We start from the raw sequence: 20,604 nt of genomic DNA on the forward strand, positions 1-20,604 counted from the left end.
TTCCGAAAAGTGGGAACCGGTTTTCGGACAAAATGCGCGTCAGGTAAAAAATTAGAGCGCCGATAAAATCGGCGCTCTAATCCGGGGCTTTATCTTTATGGCTTAGACGTCAGTTTTAATAAACGACCCGGATTATCATCTTCGATCACCCAGATCGCACCATCAGGCGCAACCGCAACATCGCGGATACGATTTTCCATCGCAAAGCGCTCTGCTTCATTCGGCTGGCCGTCACTGTTAATCGTGACGCGGATCAATGCCTGCGATGAAAGCCCCGCAATCAGCGCAGAACCATTCCAGTCAGAGAACTGCTTGCCCTTATAGAAAACCAGTCCGCCCGGTGAAATCACCGGCGTCCAGAACAGCATCGGTGCCTCAAAATCCGGTCGTGTGCTGTGCCGTGGAATAGGTCTGCCGCTATAATTGTCGCCATTGGATACGACCGGCCAGCCATAGTTCAAACCCGGCTTGATGAGATTGAACTCATCGCCACCGCGCGGTCCCATCTCATGTTCCCAGAGTTTACCGTCAGGCGCGAAAGCAAGCCCATAGGGATTGCGATGCCCCATGCTCCATGTCAGCGCTTTAACGCCCTCTTCCGATGCATGTGGATTGTCTTTCGGAACAGAACCATCAAGGTTCATACGCAGAACCTTGCCCATCGGTGCATTTTCGTCCTGCGCAGTAGCAGGGATCATCCGATCACCGACTGACAAGAACAGATGCTTTTTATCGGGCGAAAACGCGATCTTGCCACCAGGCTGTCCACCCTTAGCAACCGCAGACTGTTTCCAGATTGCCTCAAGGTTCTTAAACTCCGCCTTGCCTTTGCCTTCAGACAAAGTGGCACGCACCAGCACAAGACTACCGCCACCATTTTCCGGCATGACATAGGTGAAGTAAATTGCCTTGCTCTTGGCAAAATCAGGCGCTGGCACAATATCCAGCAATCCATTCTGGCCACTATAGAGGACTTCAGGAAGACCGGAAACTTCAGTCTTTTCACCCTTTTGGGTCACGACAAAAGCTTTGCCACCCTTCTCGGTAAGGATCAATTTTCCGCCCGGCAAAAATGCAATCGCCCATGGTGTGTCGAATTCTGCCACTGGCGCTATGTTGAAAGGCAACTCAGTGGTGGCTTGCCTGCTTCCTGCATTGATGCTTTCCGCGAATGCGGTTTGCATCGGAACGGCGATCATCGATGCAGCCAGCATGAATGGCAGGCTTAACAGGGCACGTCGCATCTCTCCTCCTATAGCTAATAGTATTTAGATGGGATTTTTCACCGCCATTTCAAAACCCAATTATGGCTAAAATGACCCTTAAGCTGCGAAAATATCAATAAAAACTCACGCCAATTGATAATTTTAGCTTTCAGCGAAATGAAAACCAACAACTACCGCCATAGCGAAAATTGCAAACACAGCGATCTTCCAAAAATCACCGCGCTTTTTCAGACCCGGCCAACCCAGCGGCTTGATAATATGCAAAGCCATGAGGGCCATCAGCAGCACTGGCAAAATTTTGGTCACGAAGCACCTCTCATTCCTCCTTGTGACGTAGCAACAGACCTGCTGCAAGTCTGATCACTGCTTTCCCGACTCTGATATGTTTATTCATCTTTAGTTTGATGGACGAAACTTCGCTCATCAGCTTACACTCATCCCCGGAGGAGATGAAAAGCGCGTGGAGGAGATAAGGCCAACGAGCCAAATCTTGCGCTTTCATCCAGCATGTTATCGCAATGCGTAACCAAGTGACGAGCTTGCTCAACGCGTGCGTCTGGGAGGAACAGCATGACATCGAAATATGCGCAAACCTATGCATCATGGCAGAATGACCCGGAGAAATTCTGGGCGACTGCGGCTAAGGCCATTGACTGGTTCAAGCCATGGGATCAGGTTTTTGCGAGCGATGAAGGCGTCTATGGGCACTGGTTTAAAGGCGCTGAATGCAACACCTGTTACAATGCGCTCGACCGTCATGTCGCCAATGGGCGTGGCGATCAGGTTGCGCTCATTTACGAAAGCCCGGTAACAGGCTCTGTACGCAAATTCACCTATCGCGAATTGCTGGAAGAGGTGGAAGCCCTCTCGGCAGTCATGCTCGATAATGGGGTAACCAAAGGCGACCGTGTGCTTATCTATATGCCAATGGTGCCAGAGGCAGCGATCGCAATGCTGGCCTCAGCGCGTATTGGAGCCGTGCACTCCGTTGTGTTTGGTGGCTTTGCTGCCAACGAGCTTGCAACCCGAATTGATGATGCAAAACCGGTAATGATTATCGCCGGCTCGTGCGGCATCGAACCAACCCGTGTCGTGCCGTATCAGGCCATGCTCGACAAAGCGATTGCCACTGCCCGTCACAAGGTCGAGCATTGCATCATCCTTCAGCGCGACCAGCACCCGCATAATCCCGTTGAAGGCCGCGACATAGATTACCGTACATCCGTCGATGCAGCACGCGGTCGTCACGTTCCCTGTACGCCGGTTGATGCTACTGATCCGCTTTATGTGCTTTATACATCCGGCACCACGGGCGAGCCAAAAGGTGTCGTGCGTGACAATGGCGGGCATATGGTAGCACTTGCATGGTCGCTGAAGCATGTCTTTGGCGTTGAACCGGGACAGGTGTTTTGGGCCGCTTCTGATGTCGGCTGGGTCGTTGGCCATTCCTATATCGTCTATGCGCCACTGATTGCCGGTGCCACCAGCATTCTGTTTGAAGGTAAGCCAGTCGGCACGCCCGATGCAGGCACCTATTGGCGCATCATTGCTGAACACAATGTGGAAGTGATGTTCACCGCGCCAACCGCTTTGCGTGCCATCAAGAAAGACGACGCGGACGGCAATTTCGTGCGTAAATATGATCTTTCCAAATTCCGCGCACTCTATCTGGCGGGCGAACGTGCTGATCCCGACACTATCCACTGGGCTGAAAATCTGCTTGGCTGTCCGGTGATTGATCATTGGTGGCAGACCGAGAGCGGCTGGCCAATGGTCGCCAATCCGCTCGGCCTCGGCCTGCTTGAAACCAAATATGGCTCACCTGCGGTTTGCCTGCCCGGCTATGATATTCAGGTGCTCGATGATGCGGGCCATGAAGTCGAACGCGGACAGCTTGGTAATATTCTGATTAAGTTGCCCTTGCCGCCCGGTTGTCTGCCGACCTTGTGGAACGCCGATGAGCGCTTTCGCAAAGCCTATCTCAACGAGTTTCCCGGCTATTATAAGACTGCCGATGCAGGCTATATGGATGAAGCCGGCTATCTCTACATCATGAGCCGCACCGACGACATCATCAATGTCGCCGGCCATCGTCTCTCAACAGGCGCCATGGAGGAAGTGCTTTCCAGTCATCCGGATGTTGCAGAATGCGCGGTGCTTGGCATTTCCGATTCTGTCAAAGGTCAGGTGCCTTGCGGATTTCTCGTGCTGAAATCCAATATCGACCGCGATAGCCAAGAAGTCGAAAAAGAATGCGTGAGCATGATTCGCGATGCCATCGGCCCGGTCGCAGCTTTCCGACTGGCTCTCACCGTCAAACGTCTGCCCAAAACCCGTTCCGGCAAGATTTTGCGCTCAACGATCCAGAAAATTGCTGATGGTGTGGAATGGAAAATGCCTGCCACCATTGATGACCCAGCGATTCTCGACGAGATCAGCACGGTTCTGCGCGAGCGTCACATCGGGCTAGCTTTTGTCTAATTTATTGATCATGCATTGACCGGCGAAAGTCGCCGGTCCACTCTCCGGCAAAATTCGGAGAATAATACATGCAGTTAGAAGGCAAGGTTGCGATCATCACAGGGGCTGCGCGTGGCATCGGCTATGCCATCGCCAAACGCTTCCTGATGGATGGTGCTAGCGTTGTTTTATCGGATATTGACGGGTCAGAAGCTGCAAAAGCCGTCAGAGATCTGGAGCAATATGGCAAAGTTCTGTCGATTGCCTGCGATGTGGGTGACAAGCTCGACATTCACAATCTGCTGACCTATGCGGCAACCAATCTTGGCGAAATCGATATTCTGGTCAACAATGCCGGTATCGTGCATCAGGCCGATTTTCTCGATCTGAAAGAAGCCGATTTCGACCGGGTGATGCGCGTTAATCTCAAGGGTGCATTTCTTTGCGGGCAGTCTGTTGCAAAACGGATGGTCGCACGCGTAGAAGCCGGTGGCGATGCAGGCAAAATCATCAATATGTCATCGATCAATGCCATTTACGGCTTGCCAGAACAGCTTGCTTATTCTGTCTCCAAAGGCGGTATGAACCAGCTGACACGCACAATGGCAGTGGCACTTGCCAAATGGGGTATCCGCGTCAATGCGATTGGCCCCGGTTCGATTGAAACCGATATGCTTGCTGCGGTGAATACAGACAAGGAAGCACGCAAAAAGATACTCGACCGAACGCCATTGGGCCGAATCGGTCAAGCCACTGAAATTGCAGCAATTGCTTCATTTCTAGCATCCAACGATTCGAGTTTCATCACTGGTCAGACGATCTATGCCGACGGCGGACGCCTGCCGCTCAGCTACACGGCAGAACCGCGATTTAAACCCTAACAATCAGCATTACTCCTGACAGAGAGTTGTCAGGAGCACTGTGTCATAGTGCATTCTTACAGACGAGGGATTCACCATGGCATTCGCAATCGCACCACTGCTCGCAATTCTGAAGGAATACAGGCGCAGACAAAATGAGCGTCGGCGCTTCATTCTTACACAGCGCGCACTCGATGAACTTCCGGGCGAACTGCGTAAGGATATGGGCTGGCCAGATCGCTATCTGGAACAGCGCAAAGCAAAACAATGTAACGGAGAATAAATCCGGAATGCGCCGCGCAGACCGCCTTTTCCAAATTGTTCAGCATCTGCGCGGTGGCAGGCTTGTCACCGCACGGCAGCTTGCCGAACGGTTGGAAGTCTCCGAACGCACCATCTATCGCGATATAGCCGATCTTCAATCAACGGGCGTTCCTATCGATGGGGAGGCTGGTGTCGGCTATATTCTGCGTCAGGGGTTCGAGCTGCCGCCGCTGATGTTTACCCGCGATGAGATCGTGGCGCTGGTTGCTGGTGCGCGCCTGATCCGTGCATGGGGTGGTGTTTCCATGGCACGCGGTGCCGAGGAAGCGCTTGTAAAAATTGAGGCCGTTCTGCCCAAGGAAGAGCGCGCGCGCATTACCAGCACGCAAATCCATGCGCCATCCACATCGATCAGTGTGGATGAACGGCGCATTATTGATGCCGTCGAACGCGCGGTGGATGAAGGCACCGTGCTCAATATCCGCTATAGAGACCTTGAAGCGCGTGAGAGTGAGCGTGACATTCGTCCGCTTGGTCTTTGGTTCTGGGGCAAGGTCTGGACTGTGATCGGCTGGTGCGAATTGCGCAATGCTTTCCGCACATTTCGCACGGACCGCATTATCACCGCTGACAAAGCTGGTCGCACATTCCGTTCAGAACGCGGCAAAACACTGGCCGACTTTTATCGGCTCATGGAATTAAGCGAGTGGAATTCTTTTAAGGATTGAAGCACCATCCAGCTTAAAAAGAAAAACCCGCCAGACCGGCGGGTTTTCTGTGTTCATCGAAGACAATCTTATTCTTCGTCTTCGTCGGAGTTTGTGCTCTTCAATGAAGAAAGCTTTGCGAAAACCTTTTCCGCATCCAGCTCTTCTTCTTCAGGAGCCGCATCGCGGTAATCAAAGTTTTCGGTCGCTGATGCTGGCAGCAATGTGCTGTCGGATTCAACAACTGGACGGCTGCGTGCTGCACGATCAACTTCAAGATCGAGATCAATCTGCGAGCAAAGACCAAGTGTTACCGGGTCCATTGCGGTCAAAGTTGCCGAATTCCAATGGGTACGGTTGCGAATCTGCTCAATGGTCGACTTTGTCGTTCCAACGAGACGCGAAACCTGTGCGTCCTTCAATTCAGGATGGTTGCGAACCAGCCAGAGAATCGCATTCGGACGATCCTGACGCTTTGAAAGCGGCGTGTAACGTGGGCCCTTGCGCTTGGCTTCTGGTACGCGAACCTTTGGCTCAGAAAGCTTTACACGATGATACGGGTCTTTTTCGCCCTTCGCGATTTCTTCGCGCGAAAGCTGGCCGGTAATCACCGGATCAAGTCCCTTGATACCCTGCGAGGCCTCACCGTCCGCAATAGCCTTCACTTCGAGCGGATGCAGCTTGCAAAGAGCCGCGATCTGATCAAAGGACAGAGCCGTATTATCAACGAGCCAGACTGCCGTTGCCTTCGGCATAAGAAGCTGGGTGGCCATTAGATATAATCCTCTTGTTCGTCCGCTCCGGTAGGGCGGGCCGTGGGAAAAACCACAAATTCCGGGAAATCACGGTCTATATATATTTTTTTTGAGCGCAGAGCAAGAAACTGCTGCCATCCCATCCCATGTTCTCTTTTCATTGAACAAAATCAGGCAACTTCAAGCACAATCTTGCCGATATGCTGACTGCCTTCCATGCGCTCATGCGCCTGCCGCGCATCTTTCAATGGGAAAGTCATATCCATCACTGGTGCAACGCGACGCTCAGCAAGAAGCGGCCAGACTTTTGCTTCCAGTTCACGCGCGATGCCTGCTTTGAACTCCACCGAACGCGACCGCAATGTCGAACCAGTATGCGTGAGGCGTTTGGTCATCAGGAGTGCGAAATTGGCCGTAGCCTTTGCACCATTCAGAAAAGCAATCTGCACGATACGTCCATCTTCAGCGGCAGCCTTATAATTGCGATCAACATAATCGCCGCCAACCATATCAAGAATGACATCCGCGCCCTTGCCGTCCGTCATATCTTTCACCACGGCAACGAAATCTTCGTCACGATAATTCACCGCGCGGTCAGCACCGAGCTTGAGACAAGCATCGCATTTATCAGCTGAGCCAGCCGTAACAATCACCTTCGCACCGAAAGCCTTGGCAAGCTGAATAGCGGTGGTGCCAATGCCAGATGACCCGCCATGGATCAGCAGCGTTTCGCCTTCTTTCAATCCACCGCGCTCAAACACATTGTGCCAAACAGTGAAGAAGGTTTCGGGGATCGCCGCCGCTTCACTGTAGCTATAGCCGGATGGCAACGGCAGAGCCGTGCTTTCATGCACCGTGGCATATTCTGCATAACCACCACCAGCGAGCAGCGCCACGACTGCATCACCAATGCGATAGCGCTTCACACCTTCACCAATTGCAACAACATCACCCGCAATTTCCAACCCCGGAATGTCGGACGCTCCCGGTGGCGGAGCGTAACTGCCTTGTCGCTGCAACACGTCAGGACGGTTTACACCCGCAGCGCGAACCCGCACCAGTATTTCGCCAGCTTTCGGCTGAGGAACTGCGCGCTCAACAGGTTGCAATACACTTGCGTCACCCGGCTGCACAATTTCGATTGCAGTCATGTGGGAAGGCAATTCAGCCGTCATGATCAAAGCTCCTGTTTCGTCCTATCGTCGCATAAATGCCGCACATAGCGACATGCTGGGTAAGTTCGGCGAAATCATCATCGATTTCTGGAAATATATATGCGAAGATTCAAGGTGTTAAATCTTTTCTCTCTTTATAAGCCCATCATAGACTCCGGAGGAAGGCCATGAGCGGTTTTGACGAAGATGTTACAAAACCACGCAACAGTGTGGTTCTTAGTGATGAAGAATTATCCCTGCTGTCGGTTATCGAAATCGACCAGCACATCGCTTTACTCCAGTCTGAAATAGAACGTCTAAAAGCCGAGAGGCTAAAGAAGGGAGACAGCCGCGCAGCGGCGGAAGCTCTTTTCCGTTGAGACTGCGCTGTTTCCTCATCAATGATAAAGCGAAGTAGCGGTTAAGCGACTTCATAAAATCCCGGGAACGTGATCTTGCGCATTTATATTCAGGTTCTGGCGCTGCTCTGCGGCACAGCCTTTCTGTTGATGGCCTCCGGCCTGCATGGTCTGCTTCTGCCATTGCGCGGTGGACTAGAAGGCTTTTCAGTTGCATCGCTTGGTATGCTGGGGACCACATGGGCAGGTGGCTTCGTTGCTGGTTGTCTTTTTGCCCCGCGCCTTGTGCGGCGTGTCGGCCATGTGCGTGCTTTTGGCTGTTTCGCAGCCTCCGCAGCAATCATAGCCCTTTTGTCTGGCATCTATATCGATGCGGTATCCTGGATAATCTTACGCACATTCACCGGCTTCTCAATGGCCGGCGCTTTCATGGTCATTGAAAGCTGGCTCAACGAGCGCGCAACCAATGAATCGCGTGGCAAAATCTTCGGCCTTTATATGATGGTCAACTATGGTGCGACCATGAGCGGCCAGATGATGGTCGCCAACGGCGATATTCGTTCTGATCACCTTTTTATGATCACCGGCATTCTGTTCTGCCTGGCGCTGATCCCGACCGCCATGTCCACTGCCGTGAGCCCCAAACCGCTAACCGAAGTGCAACTGGACCTCAAAGCACTCTATCGCAATTCACCTGCCGCATTTGTCGGCTGCATCCTGATCGGGATTGCAAACGGTGCATGGGGCACGCTAGGCGCGGTATTCGGCGCAAAATCCGGCATTTCTACCCCAGAAATCGCGCTCATGGTTAGCGTGACAATTGCCGCTGGCGCATTGATGCAAATACCTGTCGGCCGCATTTCCGATCTGATTGATCGCCGTTATGTGTTAGCTGGCGTTGCTTCGCTTGCGGCTCTTGTCGGCCTGGCAGCCTTTATAATCGGCCCATCAAACGGCACGGTGATCATCATCATGACTGGCTGCTATGGCTCGCTTGCTTATGCGCTTTATCCGGTCGCCGTTGCTCATGCCAATGACCACGCCACATCTGAAAGCTTCGTGAAAGTATCGAGCGGGCTACTGCTACTTTATGGCTTCGGCACCATGCTCGGACCTTTGCTGGCTGCGGCTGCGATGGATATTTTCTGGCCATCGGGATTGTTTGCAATCACCGCGCTCGCGCATATTTCAATAACAGCCTATGCACTGTTTCGCTCACGCCGACGCGCATCAATACCGAAATCTGAAAAAGAGCAGTTTAAGAGCATGCCATCTGTGAAGAGTGCAACGCCTGAGGGGATGAATCTCGACCCACGGGCGGAGGGCGAAGCCAACTAAATAAAGATGTTCGGCGGCTGTAACGCAGCCACCAATATCTGAGGGGTGATGGTTCGCATCATGTATCTGGAGCGCGATGTTTAGAGCGCCGATCTGATTCAATCAGATCGAAACGCGCTCTAGCATAGGCGGAAAAGAAAACGACGCTAAATCAACAATTTAAGGATGTTGACCACCGTGCTTGGGGATCAGTGACGCGTCACCTGAATTTTCAGTTTTTCAATCTGCTCTTTGAGAGCCAGCTTCTTGCGCTTGAGAGACGTAACATGCAGGTCATCAATTGCCGGTGACGCTAAAGCTTCGGAGATTTCCTCTTCCAAAGCGCCGTGCTTCTGTTCAAGCGTGGCAAGATGGGACTCGATAGCCATCATCAATTCTCCTTCGATTGATTTAACCAAAAGGACAGAGCCATGTCGCGTTTTGCCAACAAATGGCTCTATCCGCTCTCACCTGCGCAAACGCCCGGTAGTACACCTCCTGCTATCCGGGCCAATTACGCAGTCCCGGCTGCCATTCAACAGTTTCGTTAGCAACCGTTGTTCATGACAGAACAATGACACTGTGGCATGAGTTTGATGCAAAGTCGAATTTGTTTTGGTAGGATTTTCCAATCACGAAAAATGTGATAAAGGCTTCGCTTGAAACGGGTCTGCACCAGTCTGGAGCGGCCCGTAATATTATTTTTAAGAAATGGGGCAAACCGCATGTCCGATCAGGATCAGGCCGAAATCAGATTGGCCGTTGCACGTCTGAAACAGGAACACGCGGATTTTGATGCAGCCATAGATGCAATGATGCAGGTCGGCTGCGATCAGCTGCGCATACAGCGCATGAAAAAGAAAAAGCTCGCAATCAAAGACAAGCTTCAGGAGCTGGAAGATCAGGTCATCCCTGACATCATCGCCTGAGCATCACATAAAAGACGTTTCATAGCCGGGGTTCGCCCGGCTTTGTTTTTCATTCCATGATCTCAAGAAGCAGGACGGATCAATGAGCAGAAGTGCAGATGTCGCAATCATTATGGGAAGCCAATCCGATTGGGAAACAATGCGCCATGCCGCTGATACGCTTGAGGCATTGGGTATATCTTTCGATGCCCGCATTGTGTCCGCCCACCGTACCCCTGATCGCCTCGTTTCTTTTGCCAAAGGCGCAAAAGCCGAAGGCTTGAAGGTCGTGATTGCTGGCGCTGGCGGCGCTGCCCACCTCCCCGGTATGGCCGCAGCGATGACTCCACTTCCGGTCTTTGGCGTTCCGGTTCAGTCGAAAGCGCTTTCTGGTCAGGACTCACTCCTTTCCATCGTACAGATGCCAGCCGGCATACCAGTTGGCACACTCGCCATCGGTCGCGCTGGCGCAGTCAACGCAGCGCTTTTATCGGCAGCAGTCCTTGCACTTTATGACGACGCTCTTGCAGCCCGTCTTGACGAATGGCGCAGCGCCCAGACCGAAAGCGTTGCAGAACGCCCATCCGATGAGGTCTGATATGACAGGTTCAGCATTGCAGGCAGGTTCTACAATCGGCATCATCGGCGGCGGCCAGCTTGGCCGCATGCTCGCTATGGCGGCTGCGCGCCTTGGATATGAAACCATCATTCTCGAACCACAGGCAGACTGTCCGGCAGCACAGGTGGCAAATCGCCAGATTATTGCTGCCTATGATGATCCGGCGGCGCTGGCACAGCTTGCAGCAGCGTCTGACGTTATCACATATGAGTTTGAGAATGTGCCGGTAACGGCCGCTGACAAGCTTGCAGAATCGGCGCTCGTTTTTCCGCCACCCGCAGCGCTTGAGATTTCGCAGGATCGCTTTACCGAAAAGCAATTCCTCAATGAAAGCGGCATCGAAACCGCCCCGTGGCGTCTCGTTGACGATGAAGAATCGCTCATAGCAGCGCTCGGAGCACTGGGTGAACGCGGTATTCTGAAAACCCGCCGCCTCGGCTATGATGGCAAGGGACAGGTCCGCCTCACATCGCTTGACGAAAACGAAGCGAAGAACGCGCTTGACGCAATCAAGCACGCACCGGCAATCCTTGAAGGCTTTGTCGCTTTTGAACGCGAAGTGTCAGTGATCGCAGCGCGCGACCGTAGCGGCAATGTTGCAATCTTCGATATTTCAGAAAACGTCCATAAGGACGGCATTCTGTCGACTTCGACCGTTCCGGCAGCAATCTCGACTGAGACAGCCGACACCGCCAGCAAGGCCGCTGAGAAGCTTCTCCATGCGCTTGATTATGTCGGTGTGCTTGGTCTCGAATTCTTCGTTATGGCTGACGGAACGCTGCTGGCCAATGAATTTGCACCACGCGTACATAATTCCGGTCACTGGACGGAAGCTGCCTGCGCGATCTCGCAGTTTGAACAGCATATCCGTGCCGTTGCAGGGCTGCCGCTTGGTGACACGGTGCGCCATTCCGATTGCGTGATGGAAAACTTGATCGGCAACGATATTGAGCAGGTTCCGGCGATTCTCGCAGAATCGAATGCTGTGCTGCATCTCTATGGTAAAAAAGAAGCCCGCCCGGGCCGCAAAATGGGTCATGTGACCCGCATTCACCCCCGCGCACGCTAAGCATCACGCAGGAATCGATCAGATTCCTGCGTTCGTAGGCCCTGCGGCAAGATTTTCGGGACCAGTCTTCGTGAATCTGCGGCGCAGGAGTTGACATTCGGCTGAAATATTGTGTATTTCGGCCAACCCTTCGGGCAGGAATACTGCCTGTAACCAATTGGCGCCTTGGGCGCCTGTTTTTATGCCGCCCCGCGACACGTGCTGTCGATGGGCCCAACCAAGACCGGTGATTGACATGAAGATCAAGAATTCGCTCAAGGCGCTCAAGGGCCGTCATCGTGACTGCCAGCTCGTTCGTCGTAAGGGCCGCGTTTACATCATCAATAAGACTGCTCCGCGCTTCAAGGCACGTCAGGGCTAATCTTATTTCTGATTTTGCATTTGACGTTTCGCTACGTATAATAAACATTATGCGTATGCGGAACGTTTTTGCTTATCCAATACACATTACGCTCCTATCAGCCTTTAGCGCAGCTCTGCTGATCACCAGCCCTGCCCTCGCTGATACGAAGCCTAAGCTGACCGCCCCTATCCTGCCTGTGCAGACGGGTGCCGACAGCGAACAAAAGCCTGCTCCCAAACCCCAAGAACAAGCAGACCAAACGCCTGAAGAGCGTCTCGATAAGCTTTTTGCTGATCTCAAGCGTACCTCGGATGCGACCAAGGCTCGGCGCCTGACGATCCAGATCAATCAGATCTGGCAGCAATCTGGCAGCGCCACGGTGGACCTTCTGGTGCAATGGGCCAATTCAGCGATGCTTGAAAAGCGCTACACGTCAGCGCTCGATTTTCTCAATGAAGCCATCGCGATCAATCCCGACTATGCGGAAGCATGGAACCGTCGTGCGACGGTCTATTACCTGCGCAATGACTATGCGCATGCCATGTATGACATCAACCGCACGCTGGAGCTTGAGCCGCGCCACTATGGCGCTCTGACCGGCATGGCCGATATTTTGCGTGCCCGTGGTCTTAAGGAGCAAGCTCTAAAAGCCTATGAGAAAGCGCTTGAGGTTAATCCGATGATGCGTGATGCGCAGAAGAACCTGCTCGATCTCACGGAAGAGCTGAGCGACACCCGCACCTGATTCTCACGCAACGATACAAACAAAAACGCGCCCCGAAAGGAGCGCGTTTTTTTCTTTTATATGAGGCCACCCAAAACTGGATGGAATTCGGAATTATGGTGAGCCGAAAATGGTGGGATTTGAGAACCGGCGCGCAGCGTACTTAACGTACGTGAGCACCGGAAGCGAAAAATCACGCCATTTGCAGGCCAGCAGAAACCGAATACCGACAGTTTAGTCGGTGGAAGACTGTCCGTCGGCCCCAATATAGGCAATGCGAAGAAGGTTGGTTGCGCCCGGTGTTCCGAATGGCACACCAGCCGTAACGATCAGACGATCGCCAGCTTTGCCGAACTCTTCCTTGAAGGCGACCTGACAGGCGTGATCGACCATATCTTCCAGATCATGCGCGTCTTCTGTGACAACGCAATGCAGACCCCAGACAACTGACAGGCGGCGTGCGGTTTCAACAACCGGCGACAGCGCGATGATTGGCGTACGAGGACGTTCACGCGCCGCACGAAGACCAGTTGCACCCGAAGCCGTGTACGTGACGATTGCCGAAAGGTTCAGCGTTTCAGCGATCTGACGTGCAGCCAAAGCAATCGCATCGGAGCCGGTTGGTTCAGGAATTGCGCGCTGCGCATCCAGAATGCCCGGATAGGTCGGCTCGCGCTCAACCTTTTCCGCAATGCGGTTCATGGTGGCAACTGCTTCAACCGGATACTGGCCAGAAGCCGATTCTGCCGAAAGCATAACCGCGTCTGCACCTTCAAACACAGCCGTTGCAACGTCCGACACTTCAGCGCGGGTTGGAACTGGTGCCGTGATCATTGATTCGAGCATCTGCGTGGCAACCACAACCGGCTTACCAGCGCGGCGTGCCTTGCGGATCATCTGCTTCTGAATGCCCGGAACGCTTTCCAGTGGCATTTCAACGCCAAGATCACCACGGGCAACCATGATAGCGTCGGACAGTTCGATGATCTCATCCAAACGGGTGACAGCCTGCGGCTTTTCGATCTTCGACATCAGACCGACCTTGCCGCCTGAAATCTTGCGTGCTTCGATCAAATCTTCCGGACGCTGAATGAACGACAGGGCAACCCAGTCGATATCTTCCTTCAGAACAGCGTCGAAATCCTTGTAATCTTTTTCCGTCAGAGCGCCGACACCCAGCGTGGTATCCGGCAGGCTAACACCCTTACGATCGGAAATGCTGGTTCCAGCAACAACCTTACAAACAATCGACTTGCCGTCACTTGATTCTGCGATCAGTTCCAGCTTGCCGTCATCGATCAGAAGACGATGGCCAGCTTCCACAGCTTCCAGAATTTCAGGATGCGGGAGATAAACGCGGGTTTCATCGCCCGGTTCCTGATTGTTGTCGAGGGTAAAGGTCTGACCAACGGTCAATGTGACTTTGGTATCTTTGAACTTGCCAACGCGGAGCTTTGGACCCTGAAGATCGGCGAGAATGCCGATTGGACGACCAAGCTCTTTTTCAACATTGCGGATGCGCTTCACAAGCGTACGCATCATATCATGATCGGCATGACTCATATTGATACGGAAAACGTCTGCGCCTGCTTCAAAAAGCTGACGGATAACGGATTCCTCGCCAGACGCCGGGCCGAGTGTGGCGAGAATCTTGACCTTGCGGTTGCGCTTCATGGGTTATTCGTTCCTGTAACTGTGGAGTTTTCTAACGGCGTTTCGTCCGTGAGCTGTACCATCCAGCTCGATTGTTCCCCGGTATCGTATTCCTGAAAGCCATTGCGCTGGAAACCACGGGCAAAACAATCCTGAACACCTGTGATACGGAATTCTTTTTCCGCCACACACATGTTCACTTTGCCTTCCCAGCGACCGCCGCTCTGAGAATCTTCTGCGAAAAGATAATAATATCGGGAGGTCAACGGCCCCTCGATCAGCGTCTTGCAGGTGGAGCCATCAATATGCCACCAGCCCTCGGTCACCCAGCCGGCCTTGGCTCTGTAGCCAATGGAAACACCAACCAGATTCTGAGTTGAGTTACATACTCGAAAATCAGCACGCGCTTCCATGGATGTCATACCCAAAGCGCCCACAAGCACAGTGGAAAACAAACCCAAAAACACTGGAAGTCGCATTCGCCGAACTCCTTCAGTCCGCAATCGCTTTTGTCTCACGCAAGGAAATCCTCTTTCGGTCGATCTCTTTTCGGCAGTTTCGCCTTTGATGTCAACGCAATCCCGGAGAGAACAAATCAGTTACAGCATTTCCAATCAAACTGCATAGCGATTTTCGCGCAATTTAAACGATTAGATTCCTGCCTTGCCTCAATCCCGAAACTCCTTCACCATTCTTTTGAGAATGATCGTTGCAATACCGACTTTCTCATGACAGAGCTGAAACTACTTGCGATTTATGACAGAAATCCCACCCAAGAAGCTGCATCCATGTCATTTGATCCGTCGTTCTCACCCGTCCATCAGGTCGATGGCGACCTTAGCCTCGGCTTGCTTCTGACTGCCGATCATGCCCGGCGTGATTTGCCTGCCAAATATGGCAGTCTTGGCTTGGCGCAAAGCGAGTTTGAGCGCCATATCGCTTATGATATCGGCGTCGAGGAACTGACGCGGCAACTGGCAGCCAAGCTCAAGGCCCCAGCCGTCATGGGTGGCTTTTCCCGGTTGCTGATTGATCCCAATCGCGGCGAAGACGATCCGACACTCATCATGCAATTATCAGACGGTGCGGTGATTTCCGGTAACTACCCGATGACGCCGGAAGAGCGCGAAAGCCGCCTCGACCGTTTCTATCGCCCCTATCACGATGCCGTAGCCTCAATGAGCACACGCGTTGCAGCTGAAAGCGGGAAAGCACCATTCATCGTCGCGATCCATTCCTTTACACCAAACTGGCGCGGCAAAGACCGTCCGTGGCATATCGGGCTGTTATGGGATGCTGACCCGCGTGGTGTTACCCCTTTCCTTTCCATGCTGCGCAATGAGGCCGGATTGGTTGTCGGCGATAACGAACCTTATGATGGTGCACTTAAGAACGATGCGCTTTATCGCCATGCAACCGCCAGAGGCTATGCGCATGTTCTCATTGAAGTGCGACAGGATTTGATTGCTGACAAAGCCGGGGCAACACAATGGGCAGAACTGCTGGGGCCGATGCTGGCAAAAATCAACGCGATGCCTGAAATCCATGAAATCCGGCATTTCGGTTCGCGATCTGGCCCGGTTGGCTGATCCTTTGCCCGCTATCCACAGCCCGTCGGCGATAAAAAGTGCATTTCCAAGCCCACTGGCTCTTAATTTTGCCTGCGACTCGCAGAAAAACTAAGTCCGACTTTCGGCAATGGTCCTGTTCCTGTAACGGATGACCTTTGACCCGCATTCATAATCGACTTTGAATTGGAGAAACGCGTGAGCGACGACATTACCAGCGAAGCCCAGACCATTGCTGTTGGCCAGTTGCGTGCTTTCATCGAGCGCATCGAGCGCCTCGAAGAAGAAAAAAAGACCATTGGCGACGATATCAAGGAAGTTTACGCGGAATTGAAGGGTTCGGGGTTTGACAGCAAGGTCGTAAGGACCATTATTCGTCTGCGTAAAAAAGAAGACCATGAACGTCAGGAAGAAGAAGCGATGCTCCAGCTTTACATGGACGCGCTTGGCATGGGCTAACCCGGTCCCAATCTCTTCTTCCTGAAATCGAAGCCCTGCGAATTCGCCGGAATTCGTACACACAGGAAGGGGATAGGGTCCATGGAGTTTAGAAAACTCGGACGTACTGAACTCGAAGTTTCACCGCTTTGTTTTGGCGGTAATGTGTTTGGCTGGACGGTCGATGAAGCAACATCATTTTCGCTTCTCGACCGTTTTGTCGATGCCGGTCTTAATTTCATCGACACAGCGGATGTCTATTCCGCATGGGCGCCAGGCAATGTTGGTGGCGAATCCGAAACCATCATCGGCAACTGGCTGAAATCCCGCGGCCTCCGTCACAAAGTTGTGATCGCTACTAAAGTCGGCTCCGAAATGGGTCCAGACGAAAAGGGATTGTCTCCCGCCTATATTCGCAAAGCAGTCGATGCCTCCCTCAAACGACTGCAAACCGACTATATCGATCTCTACCAGTCGCATTGGGATGACCCGGAAACACCTTTTGAAGATGTTCTTGGCACCTATCAGGAGCTGATCAAGGCTGGCAAAGTTCGCGCAATCGGCGCATCCAATCTCACCGTAGAACGCCTGACAGAATCGCTGAGCGTTGCAAAGCAGCACAACCTGCCACGCTACGAAACATTGCAGCCACTCTATAATCTCTATGATCGTACAGGCTTTGAAGATGGGCTTGAAGCGATCTGCCGCGACAACGAACTCGGCGTTATCAACTATTACTCCCTGGCTTCCGGCTTTCTGACGGGCAAATACCGCTCGAAAGATGACCTTGGTCAAAGCGCTCGTGGTCAAACAGTCGAAAAATATCTGACCGATCGCGGATCGCGAATTATTGCGGCACTCGATCAGGTTGCCCGCGCCAATGATGCCACACCTGCGCAGATCGCAATTGCGTGGCTGATCGCACGACCCGCTGTCACTTCCCCGATTGCGAGCGCCACACGTCTTACCCAGCTCAATGAACTGATCGACGCTGCACAGATCAAGCTGGACGATGAAGCAATTGCCCTGCTCGACAAGGCAAGCGCTTAACCAAAAACGAAACGGAAGGGTAAACTACCCTTCCAGTTCTTCCCGTAGCATCTCCAGCTCCAGCCACTCTTCTTCCATGGCGGAATGCTCTGAACGCTTCTTGTCGAGGAGATCGGCAGTTTTACCAAAAAGTGTTGGGTCTTTGGCGTAAAGCTGCGGATCGGCAAGCTTGCCTTCGAGCACTGACATTTCTTTTGCCAAAGCGTCCATTTTTCCTGGTAAGGTTTCGAGCGCAAATTTCTGTTTGTAGGAAAGCTTGCGCTTTTCTTCACGCTTAGGCTGCGGTGCGTCAGTGCTTTTGTCATCAGAACGCGCAGCAGCTGTTTTCACATTGCGACGCGCTAAGGCCTGCTCCTTGCGCTGCGCCATCATATCGGCATAGCCACCCGCATATTCCAGCCAGTTGCCATCACCTTCCGGCGCGATCACAGACGTTACCGTGCGATCAAGGAAATCACGGTCATGGCTGACAAGAATAACGGTTCCCGGAAAGCCGGAGACCAGCTCCTGCAACAGATCGAGCGTTTCCATGTCGAGATCATTGGTCGGCTCGTCGAGGATTAGCAGATTGGCGGGCCGCGCCAGAACACGCGCCAGCATCAGACGCGCGCGCTCACCACCGGAAAGTTCGCGGATTGGGGTGCGGGCTTGTTCCGGCTGGAACAGAAAGTCCTTCATATAGGACACGACATGGCGCTGTTCGCCATTGATAACAAGATTCTCCCCGCGCCCATCGGTCAGATAATGCGCAAGCGTATCTTCAAGGTTCAGGCTTTCACGCTTCTGGTCAAGTTCGGCCATTTCCAGATTAACGCCAAGGCGCAGCGTGCCCGAATCAGGCTCAAGCTTGCCCATCAGCATCGACAAAAGCGTCGTCTTGCCCGCACCATTTGGCCCAACAAGACCAATGCGATCACCGCGCTGTATCCGGGTAGAAAAATCCTGAACAAGCACCCGTTCACCATAAGCTTTGTTGAGCTTCTTCGCCTCGATCACCAGCTTGCCGGATTCTTTGGAATCACTTGCCGCAAGCACGGCGGTTCCTTGCGCTTTGCGATGATTGCGGAAATCAGCGCGCATGGAATGCAACTCACCAAGGCGACGCATATTACGCTTGCGACGCGCGGTTACACCATAACGCAGCCAGTGTTCTTCGCGCGCAATCTGGCGGCCAAGCTTGTGGTGGTCGCGCTCTTCTTCTTCGAGAACCTTGTCGCGCCATTCTTCGAAATGCGCAAAGCCCTGATCGATGCGACGTGTAATGCCGCGATCAAGCCAGACCGTCGAACGGCTGACATTTTCAAGAAAACGACGGTCATGCGAAATCAGAACAATTGCTGATCGGATCTGGCGCAGCTCACCTTCAAGCCATTCAATTGTTGTCAGATCGAGATGGTTGGTCGGCTCGTCCAGCAATAACACATCAGGTTGCGGAGCAATAACGCGTGCAAGCGCTGCGCGGCGCGCTTCACCGCCTGAAAGGTGATCCGGCTTTTCTTCACCGGTCAGGCCAAGATGCTCAAGCAGGTAAGTCACGCGATGCGGATCGTCTGCCGGTCCAAGACCAGCCTCCACATAAGCGCGCACATTGGCATAGCCGTCCAAATCCGGCACCTGCGGCAGATAACGAATAGTCGCGCCCGGATGTTTGAATATTTCACCGGATGTCGCTTCGACCATACCGGCTGCAATTTTGAGCAAAGTGGACTTGCCCGAACCGTTACGGCCGACCAGCGCAATGCGGTCGCCCTCACTGACAGAAAGGGCAGCTTCTTCCAGAAGCGGTGTGCCGCCAAAGGTGAGCTTGATCTGGTCGAGGCGAAGAAGCGGAGGTGCCATGGTTCTCTTTGAAAACTGCCGTTGAAATTTCTGCCCTGCTTGTCGGGGACAAAATGCATTCTGTCAAATGATATGGCCCGGAAAAACAAACAGGCCGGATTTCTCCGGCCTGTTTTCAAACTTAAATAGCGCCCAGCGGCTTATGCGTCTTAGTTACAAGGCGCTTCGTAAACGCGACCGTAATTATCGCGGTAACGGCAATACTGAACATTGTTACGGGTCGTCGCTGCGCCGAGCAACGTACCACCAACAGCACCAATTGCTGCTCCAGTCAAAGCACCGCGACCGTTACCGCCGATAGCGCCACCTGCAAGCGCACCAAGCGCTGCGCCGCCAACGCCGTAACCGGCTGTACGCTGTTCACCCGTCGTGCATGCTGCTGTTGAGAACGCAAGCGCACCGACGATTGCGATCATGGAAAGACGTGATTTCATGAAACAATCTCCTATTAGAGTTACACTAACACCGACGTTGCGTCCCCAAATTCGGCGTCTCGCTTGACATATTTACAATACGTTTCAACGCTCAGCGTCAAGCATTTTCAATTATTAAGGTTAGCGGCGATCCCAATGATGAACCTGCTAATCTAGGCTCGCTACAAGTATCGCAAGACCAGAACGCACGGAAACACAAAGGGTTCCGCGTACAACATTGGAAACTGTCCATGAAGAACCGAAAGGCAGGGTCACATTGTCTAACGGCCACTCTGCATTTGTGATTGAAAGCCCTTCGACAGTGCAAAAATTCACAACGCTAAATGATGTTCCCTCTGGGAAATCATAAACATAGTCTCCTGCAACCAGCGGCCACGCCTCTTCAGCGCCGCTTGAGAGCAAAATATTGCGGCCTTTGTCTGCCTGAGCCGTCGCCATGGTCAAATGTAAAAGCGTGTGATCCGTGCGCGAACCGCCAAAAGCACCGCAAAGAATAACGCGCTCAGCACCGCGCGCGAAGGCCTCCTCGAGTGCTAATTCCCCGTCTGTCATATCCTTGGCAGCAGGAAATGTCTTCTTCGGCACATGCGCATATTGCGCCAGCAAGTCTTCCGACGTGGAATCAAAATCGCCCAGCCAAAGCTCCGGCTCCACACCGATCGCTTGCGCATGGCGCATACCACCATCAGCGGCCAGAACCCGTGCACCAGCTATCTGACGTTTCAGGCGCTCTGTGACAACCAGATCACCGCCAAGAAGAATGACAAATGTACTCATAAGTCGCTCATAACACGCGAGAATTATCCCCGAAAGCCCGCATCTTCATCGCTTGCTCTCGGACGCTCTACGCACTATTA

24 protein-coding genes are annotated in these 20,604 nt (G+C 53.0%); 14 read left to right on the forward strand and 10 right to left on the reverse strand.

The features are described from left to right. Positions 1-95 precede the first annotated feature (95 nt). Entirely contained in the window at positions 96-1,244 is a 1,149-nt protein-coding gene (locus J2782_RS18605; protein WP_310015305.1) for a PQQ-dependent sugar dehydrogenase, read from the reverse strand. A gap of 123 nt (positions 1,245-1,367) precedes the next feature. Next, entirely contained in the window at positions 1,368-1,532 is a 165-nt protein-coding gene (locus J2782_RS18610; protein WP_310015306.1) for a hypothetical protein, read from the reverse strand. Between the two features lie 264 nt (positions 1,533-1,796). Here J2782_RS18610 and J2782_RS18615 point away from each other — a divergent pair, with 264 nt between their 5' ends. The 4 genes from J2782_RS18615 to J2782_RS18630 all read left to right on the forward strand — a co-directional run bounded on the left by J2782_RS18615 (position 1,797) and on the right by J2782_RS18630 (position 5,538). Beyond that, entirely contained in the window at positions 1,797-3,707 is a 1,911-nt protein-coding gene (locus tag J2782_RS18615; protein WP_310015308.1) for a propionyl-CoA synthetase, read from the forward strand. A 68-nt stretch (positions 3,708-3,775) separates the two neighbouring features. Beyond that, a complete protein-coding gene (locus J2782_RS18620; RefSeq protein WP_310015310.1) occupies positions 3,776-4,567 on the forward strand; it encodes an SDR family NAD(P)-dependent oxidoreductase in 792 nt (263 codons plus the stop codon). Between the two features lie 76 nt (positions 4,568-4,643). After that, a complete protein-coding gene (locus J2782_RS18625; RefSeq protein WP_310015311.1) occupies positions 4,644-4,829 on the forward strand; it encodes a hypothetical protein in 186 nt (61 codons plus the stop codon). Between the two features lie 7 nt (positions 4,830-4,836). Then, entirely contained in the window at positions 4,837-5,538 is a 702-nt protein-coding gene (locus J2782_RS18630; protein WP_310015313.1) for a helix-turn-helix transcriptional regulator, read from the forward strand. Positions 5,539-5,606: 68 nt separating this feature from the next. On the opposite strand, the gene J2782_RS18635 is transcribed toward J2782_RS18630, so the two are convergent. Then, on the reverse strand, positions 5,607-6,290 hold the full coding sequence (locus tag J2782_RS18635) for a DUF1013 domain-containing protein (RefSeq protein ID WP_310015314.1): 684 nt from the start codon (positions 6,288-6,290) through the stop codon (positions 5,607-5,609). A gap of 152 nt (positions 6,291-6,442) precedes the next feature. Further along, positions 6,443-7,447, reverse strand: coding sequence for an NAD(P)H-quinone oxidoreductase (locus J2782_RS18640; RefSeq protein ID WP_310015316.1), 1,005 nt, complete (start codon positions 7,445-7,447; stop codon positions 6,443-6,445). A 167-nt stretch (positions 7,448-7,614) separates the two neighbouring features. Between J2782_RS18640 and J2782_RS18645 the strand changes: the two genes are divergently transcribed. Both J2782_RS18645 and J2782_RS18650 read left to right on the forward strand, forming a co-directional pair. Then, entirely contained in the window at positions 7,615-7,806 is a 192-nt protein-coding gene (locus tag J2782_RS18645; RefSeq protein ID WP_250041148.1) for a DUF1192 domain-containing protein, read from the forward strand. Between the two features lie 75 nt (positions 7,807-7,881). Continuing rightward, entirely contained in the window at positions 7,882-9,123 is a 1,242-nt protein-coding gene (locus J2782_RS18650) for an MFS transporter (protein ID WP_310015318.1), read from the forward strand. Between the two features lie 188 nt (positions 9,124-9,311). On the opposite strand, the gene J2782_RS18655 is transcribed toward J2782_RS18650, so the two are convergent. Next, the gene (locus tag J2782_RS18655; RefSeq protein WP_250041152.1) at positions 9,312-9,494 is read right to left on the reverse strand and encodes a YdcH family protein; all 183 of its coding nucleotides are present in this window, start codon (positions 9,492-9,494) and stop codon (positions 9,312-9,314) included. 333 nt (positions 9,495-9,827) lie between these two features. On the opposite strand from J2782_RS18655, the gene J2782_RS18660 reads away from it, so the two are divergent. From J2782_RS18660 to J2782_RS18680, 5 genes are all read left to right on the forward strand, one after another. After that, positions 9,828-10,031 carry a YdcH family protein gene (locus J2782_RS18660; RefSeq protein ID WP_187544001.1) on the forward strand — a complete coding sequence of 68 codons (204 nt, stop codon included), beginning with the start codon at positions 9,828-9,830 and terminating at the stop codon, positions 10,029-10,031. Positions 10,032-10,113: 82 nt separating this feature from the next. Further along, positions 10,114-10,608, forward strand: a complete 495-nt coding sequence (gene purE, locus J2782_RS18665) for a 5-(carboxyamino)imidazole ribonucleotide mutase (protein WP_310015320.1) — start codon at positions 10,114-10,116, stop codon at positions 10,606-10,608. Between the two features lies 1 nt (position 10,609). Next, entirely contained in the window at positions 10,610-11,698 is a 1,089-nt protein-coding gene (locus J2782_RS18670) for a 5-(carboxyamino)imidazole ribonucleotide synthase (protein ID WP_310015322.1), read from the forward strand. 235 nt (positions 11,699-11,933) lie between these two features. Then, positions 11,934-12,059 carry a type B 50S ribosomal protein L36 gene (gene ykgO, locus J2782_RS18675; RefSeq protein WP_075657282.1) on the forward strand — a complete coding sequence of 42 codons (126 nt, stop codon included), beginning with the start codon at positions 11,934-11,936 and terminating at the stop codon, positions 12,057-12,059. Between the two features lie 49 nt (positions 12,060-12,108). Then, positions 12,109-12,786 carry a tetratricopeptide repeat protein gene (locus J2782_RS18680; protein ID WP_310015326.1) on the forward strand — a complete coding sequence of 226 codons (678 nt, stop codon included), beginning with the start codon at positions 12,109-12,111 and terminating at the stop codon, positions 12,784-12,786. Positions 12,787-12,999: 213 nt separating this feature from the next. On the opposite strand, the gene pyk is transcribed toward J2782_RS18680, so the two are convergent. Further along, on the reverse strand, positions 13,000-14,439 hold the full coding sequence (gene pyk / locus J2782_RS18685; RefSeq protein WP_310015327.1) for a pyruvate kinase: 1,440 nt from the start codon (positions 14,437-14,439) through the stop codon (positions 13,000-13,002). Next, entirely contained in the window at positions 14,436-14,897 is a 462-nt protein-coding gene (locus J2782_RS18690; RefSeq protein WP_250041160.1) for a DUF1036 domain-containing protein, read from the reverse strand. Before J2782_RS18690 ends, pyk begins: the two co-directional genes overlap by 4 nt. Positions 14,898-15,206: 309 nt before the next feature. On the opposite strand from J2782_RS18690, the gene J2782_RS18695 reads away from it, so the two are divergent. From J2782_RS18695 to J2782_RS18705, 3 genes are all read left to right on the forward strand, one after another. Continuing rightward, complete coding sequence (locus J2782_RS18695; RefSeq protein WP_310015479.1) at positions 15,207-16,007, forward strand: N-formylglutamate amidohydrolase; 801 nt, start codon at positions 15,207-15,209, stop codon at positions 16,005-16,007. A 177-nt stretch (positions 16,008-16,184) separates the two neighbouring features. Further along, on the forward strand, positions 16,185-16,445 hold the full coding sequence (locus J2782_RS18700) for a DUF2312 domain-containing protein (protein WP_007876730.1): 261 nt from the start codon (positions 16,185-16,187) through the stop codon (positions 16,443-16,445). A gap of 81 nt (positions 16,446-16,526) precedes the next feature. Beyond that, on the forward strand, positions 16,527-17,474 hold the full coding sequence (locus tag J2782_RS18705; RefSeq protein ID WP_310015329.1) for an aldo/keto reductase: 948 nt from the start codon (positions 16,527-16,529) through the stop codon (positions 17,472-17,474). A gap of 24 nt (positions 17,475-17,498) precedes the next feature. Here the strand turns inward: J2782_RS18705 and J2782_RS18710 are convergent, their stop codons facing one another. From J2782_RS18710 to J2782_RS18720, 3 genes are all read right to left on the reverse strand, one after another. Next, entirely contained in the window at positions 17,499-19,313 is a 1,815-nt protein-coding gene (locus J2782_RS18710; protein WP_310015331.1) for an ABC-F family ATP-binding cassette domain-containing protein, read from the reverse strand. 149 nt (positions 19,314-19,462) lie between these two features. Further along, positions 19,463-19,747 carry a glycine zipper domain-containing protein gene (locus J2782_RS18715; RefSeq protein WP_094578220.1) on the reverse strand — a complete coding sequence of 95 codons (285 nt, stop codon included), beginning with the start codon at positions 19,745-19,747 and terminating at the stop codon, positions 19,463-19,465. Between the two features lie 147 nt (positions 19,748-19,894). Next, positions 19,895-20,524 carry a thiamine diphosphokinase gene (locus tag J2782_RS18720; protein ID WP_310015332.1) on the reverse strand — a complete coding sequence of 210 codons (630 nt, stop codon included), beginning with the start codon at positions 20,522-20,524 and terminating at the stop codon, positions 19,895-19,897. Between the last annotated feature and the right edge of the window lie 80 nt (positions 20,525-20,604).

It is taken from the genome of Brucella pseudogrignonensis, from assembly GCF_031454375.1.
Lineage (GTDB): Bacteria > Pseudomonadota > Alphaproteobacteria > Rhizobiales > Rhizobiaceae > Brucella > Brucella pseudogrignonensis_A.

Bases quoted from the DNA above. Each gene is read 5' to 3' on its own strand.
- J2782_RS18605 (WP_310015305.1), bottom strand. From the start codon at position 1,244: ATGCGACGTGCCCTGTTAAGCCTGCCATTCATGCTGGCTGCATCGATG.
- J2782_RS18615 (WP_310015308.1), top strand. From the start codon at position 1,797: ATGACATCGAAATATGCGCAAACCTATGCATCATGGCAGAATGACCCG.
- J2782_RS18620 (WP_310015310.1), top strand. From the start codon at position 3,776: ATGCAGTTAGAAGGCAAGGTTGCGATCATCACAGGGGCTGCGCGTGGC.
- J2782_RS18625 (WP_310015311.1), top strand. From the start codon at position 4,644: ATGGCATTCGCAATCGCACCACTGCTCGCAATTCTGAAGGAATACAGG.
- J2782_RS18630 (WP_310015313.1), top strand. From the start codon at position 4,837: ATGCGCCGCGCAGACCGCCTTTTCCAAATTGTTCAGCATCTGCGCGGT.
- J2782_RS18635 (WP_310015314.1), bottom strand. From the start codon at position 6,290: ATGGCCACCCAGCTTCTTATGCCGAAGGCAACGGCAGTCTGGCTCGTT.
- J2782_RS18640 (WP_310015316.1), bottom strand. From the start codon at position 7,447: ATGACGGCTGAATTGCCTTCCCACATGACTGCAATCGAAATTGTGCAG.
- J2782_RS18645 (WP_250041148.1), top strand. From the start codon at position 7,615: ATGAGCGGTTTTGACGAAGATGTTACAAAACCACGCAACAGTGTGGTT.
- J2782_RS18655 (WP_250041152.1), bottom strand. From the start codon at position 9,494: ATGATGGCTATCGAGTCCCATCTTGCCACGCTTGAACAGAAGCACGGC.
- J2782_RS18660 (WP_187544001.1), top strand. From the start codon at position 9,828: ATGTCCGATCAGGATCAGGCCGAAATCAGATTGGCCGTTGCACGTCTG.
- purE (WP_310015320.1), top strand. From the start codon at position 10,114: ATGAGCAGAAGTGCAGATGTCGCAATCATTATGGGAAGCCAATCCGAT.
- J2782_RS18670 (WP_310015322.1), top strand. From the start codon at position 10,610: ATGACAGGTTCAGCATTGCAGGCAGGTTCTACAATCGGCATCATCGGC.
- ykgO (WP_075657282.1), top strand. From the start codon at position 11,934: ATGAAGATCAAGAATTCGCTCAAGGCGCTCAAGGGCCGTCATCGTGAC.
- J2782_RS18680 (WP_310015326.1), top strand. From the start codon at position 12,109: ATGCGTATGCGGAACGTTTTTGCTTATCCAATACACATTACGCTCCTA.
- pyk (WP_310015327.1), bottom strand. From the start codon at position 14,439: ATGAAGCGCAACCGCAAGGTCAAGATTCTCGCCACACTCGGCCCGGCG.
- J2782_RS18690 (WP_250041160.1), bottom strand. From the start codon at position 14,897: ATGCGACTTCCAGTGTTTTTGGGTTTGTTTTCCACTGTGCTTGTGGGC.
- J2782_RS18695 (WP_310015479.1), top strand. From the start codon at position 15,207: ATGTCATTTGATCCGTCGTTCTCACCCGTCCATCAGGTCGATGGCGAC.
- J2782_RS18705 (WP_310015329.1), top strand. From the start codon at position 16,527: ATGGAGTTTAGAAAACTCGGACGTACTGAACTCGAAGTTTCACCGCTT.
- J2782_RS18710 (WP_310015331.1), bottom strand. From the start codon at position 19,313: ATGGCACCTCCGCTTCTTCGCCTCGACCAGATCAAGCTCACCTTTGGC.
- J2782_RS18715 (WP_094578220.1), bottom strand. From the start codon at position 19,747: ATGAAATCACGTCTTTCCATGATCGCAATCGTCGGTGCGCTTGCGTTC.
- J2782_RS18720 (WP_310015332.1), bottom strand. From the start codon at position 20,524: ATGAGTACATTTGTCATTCTTCTTGGCGGTGATCTGGTTGTCACAGAG.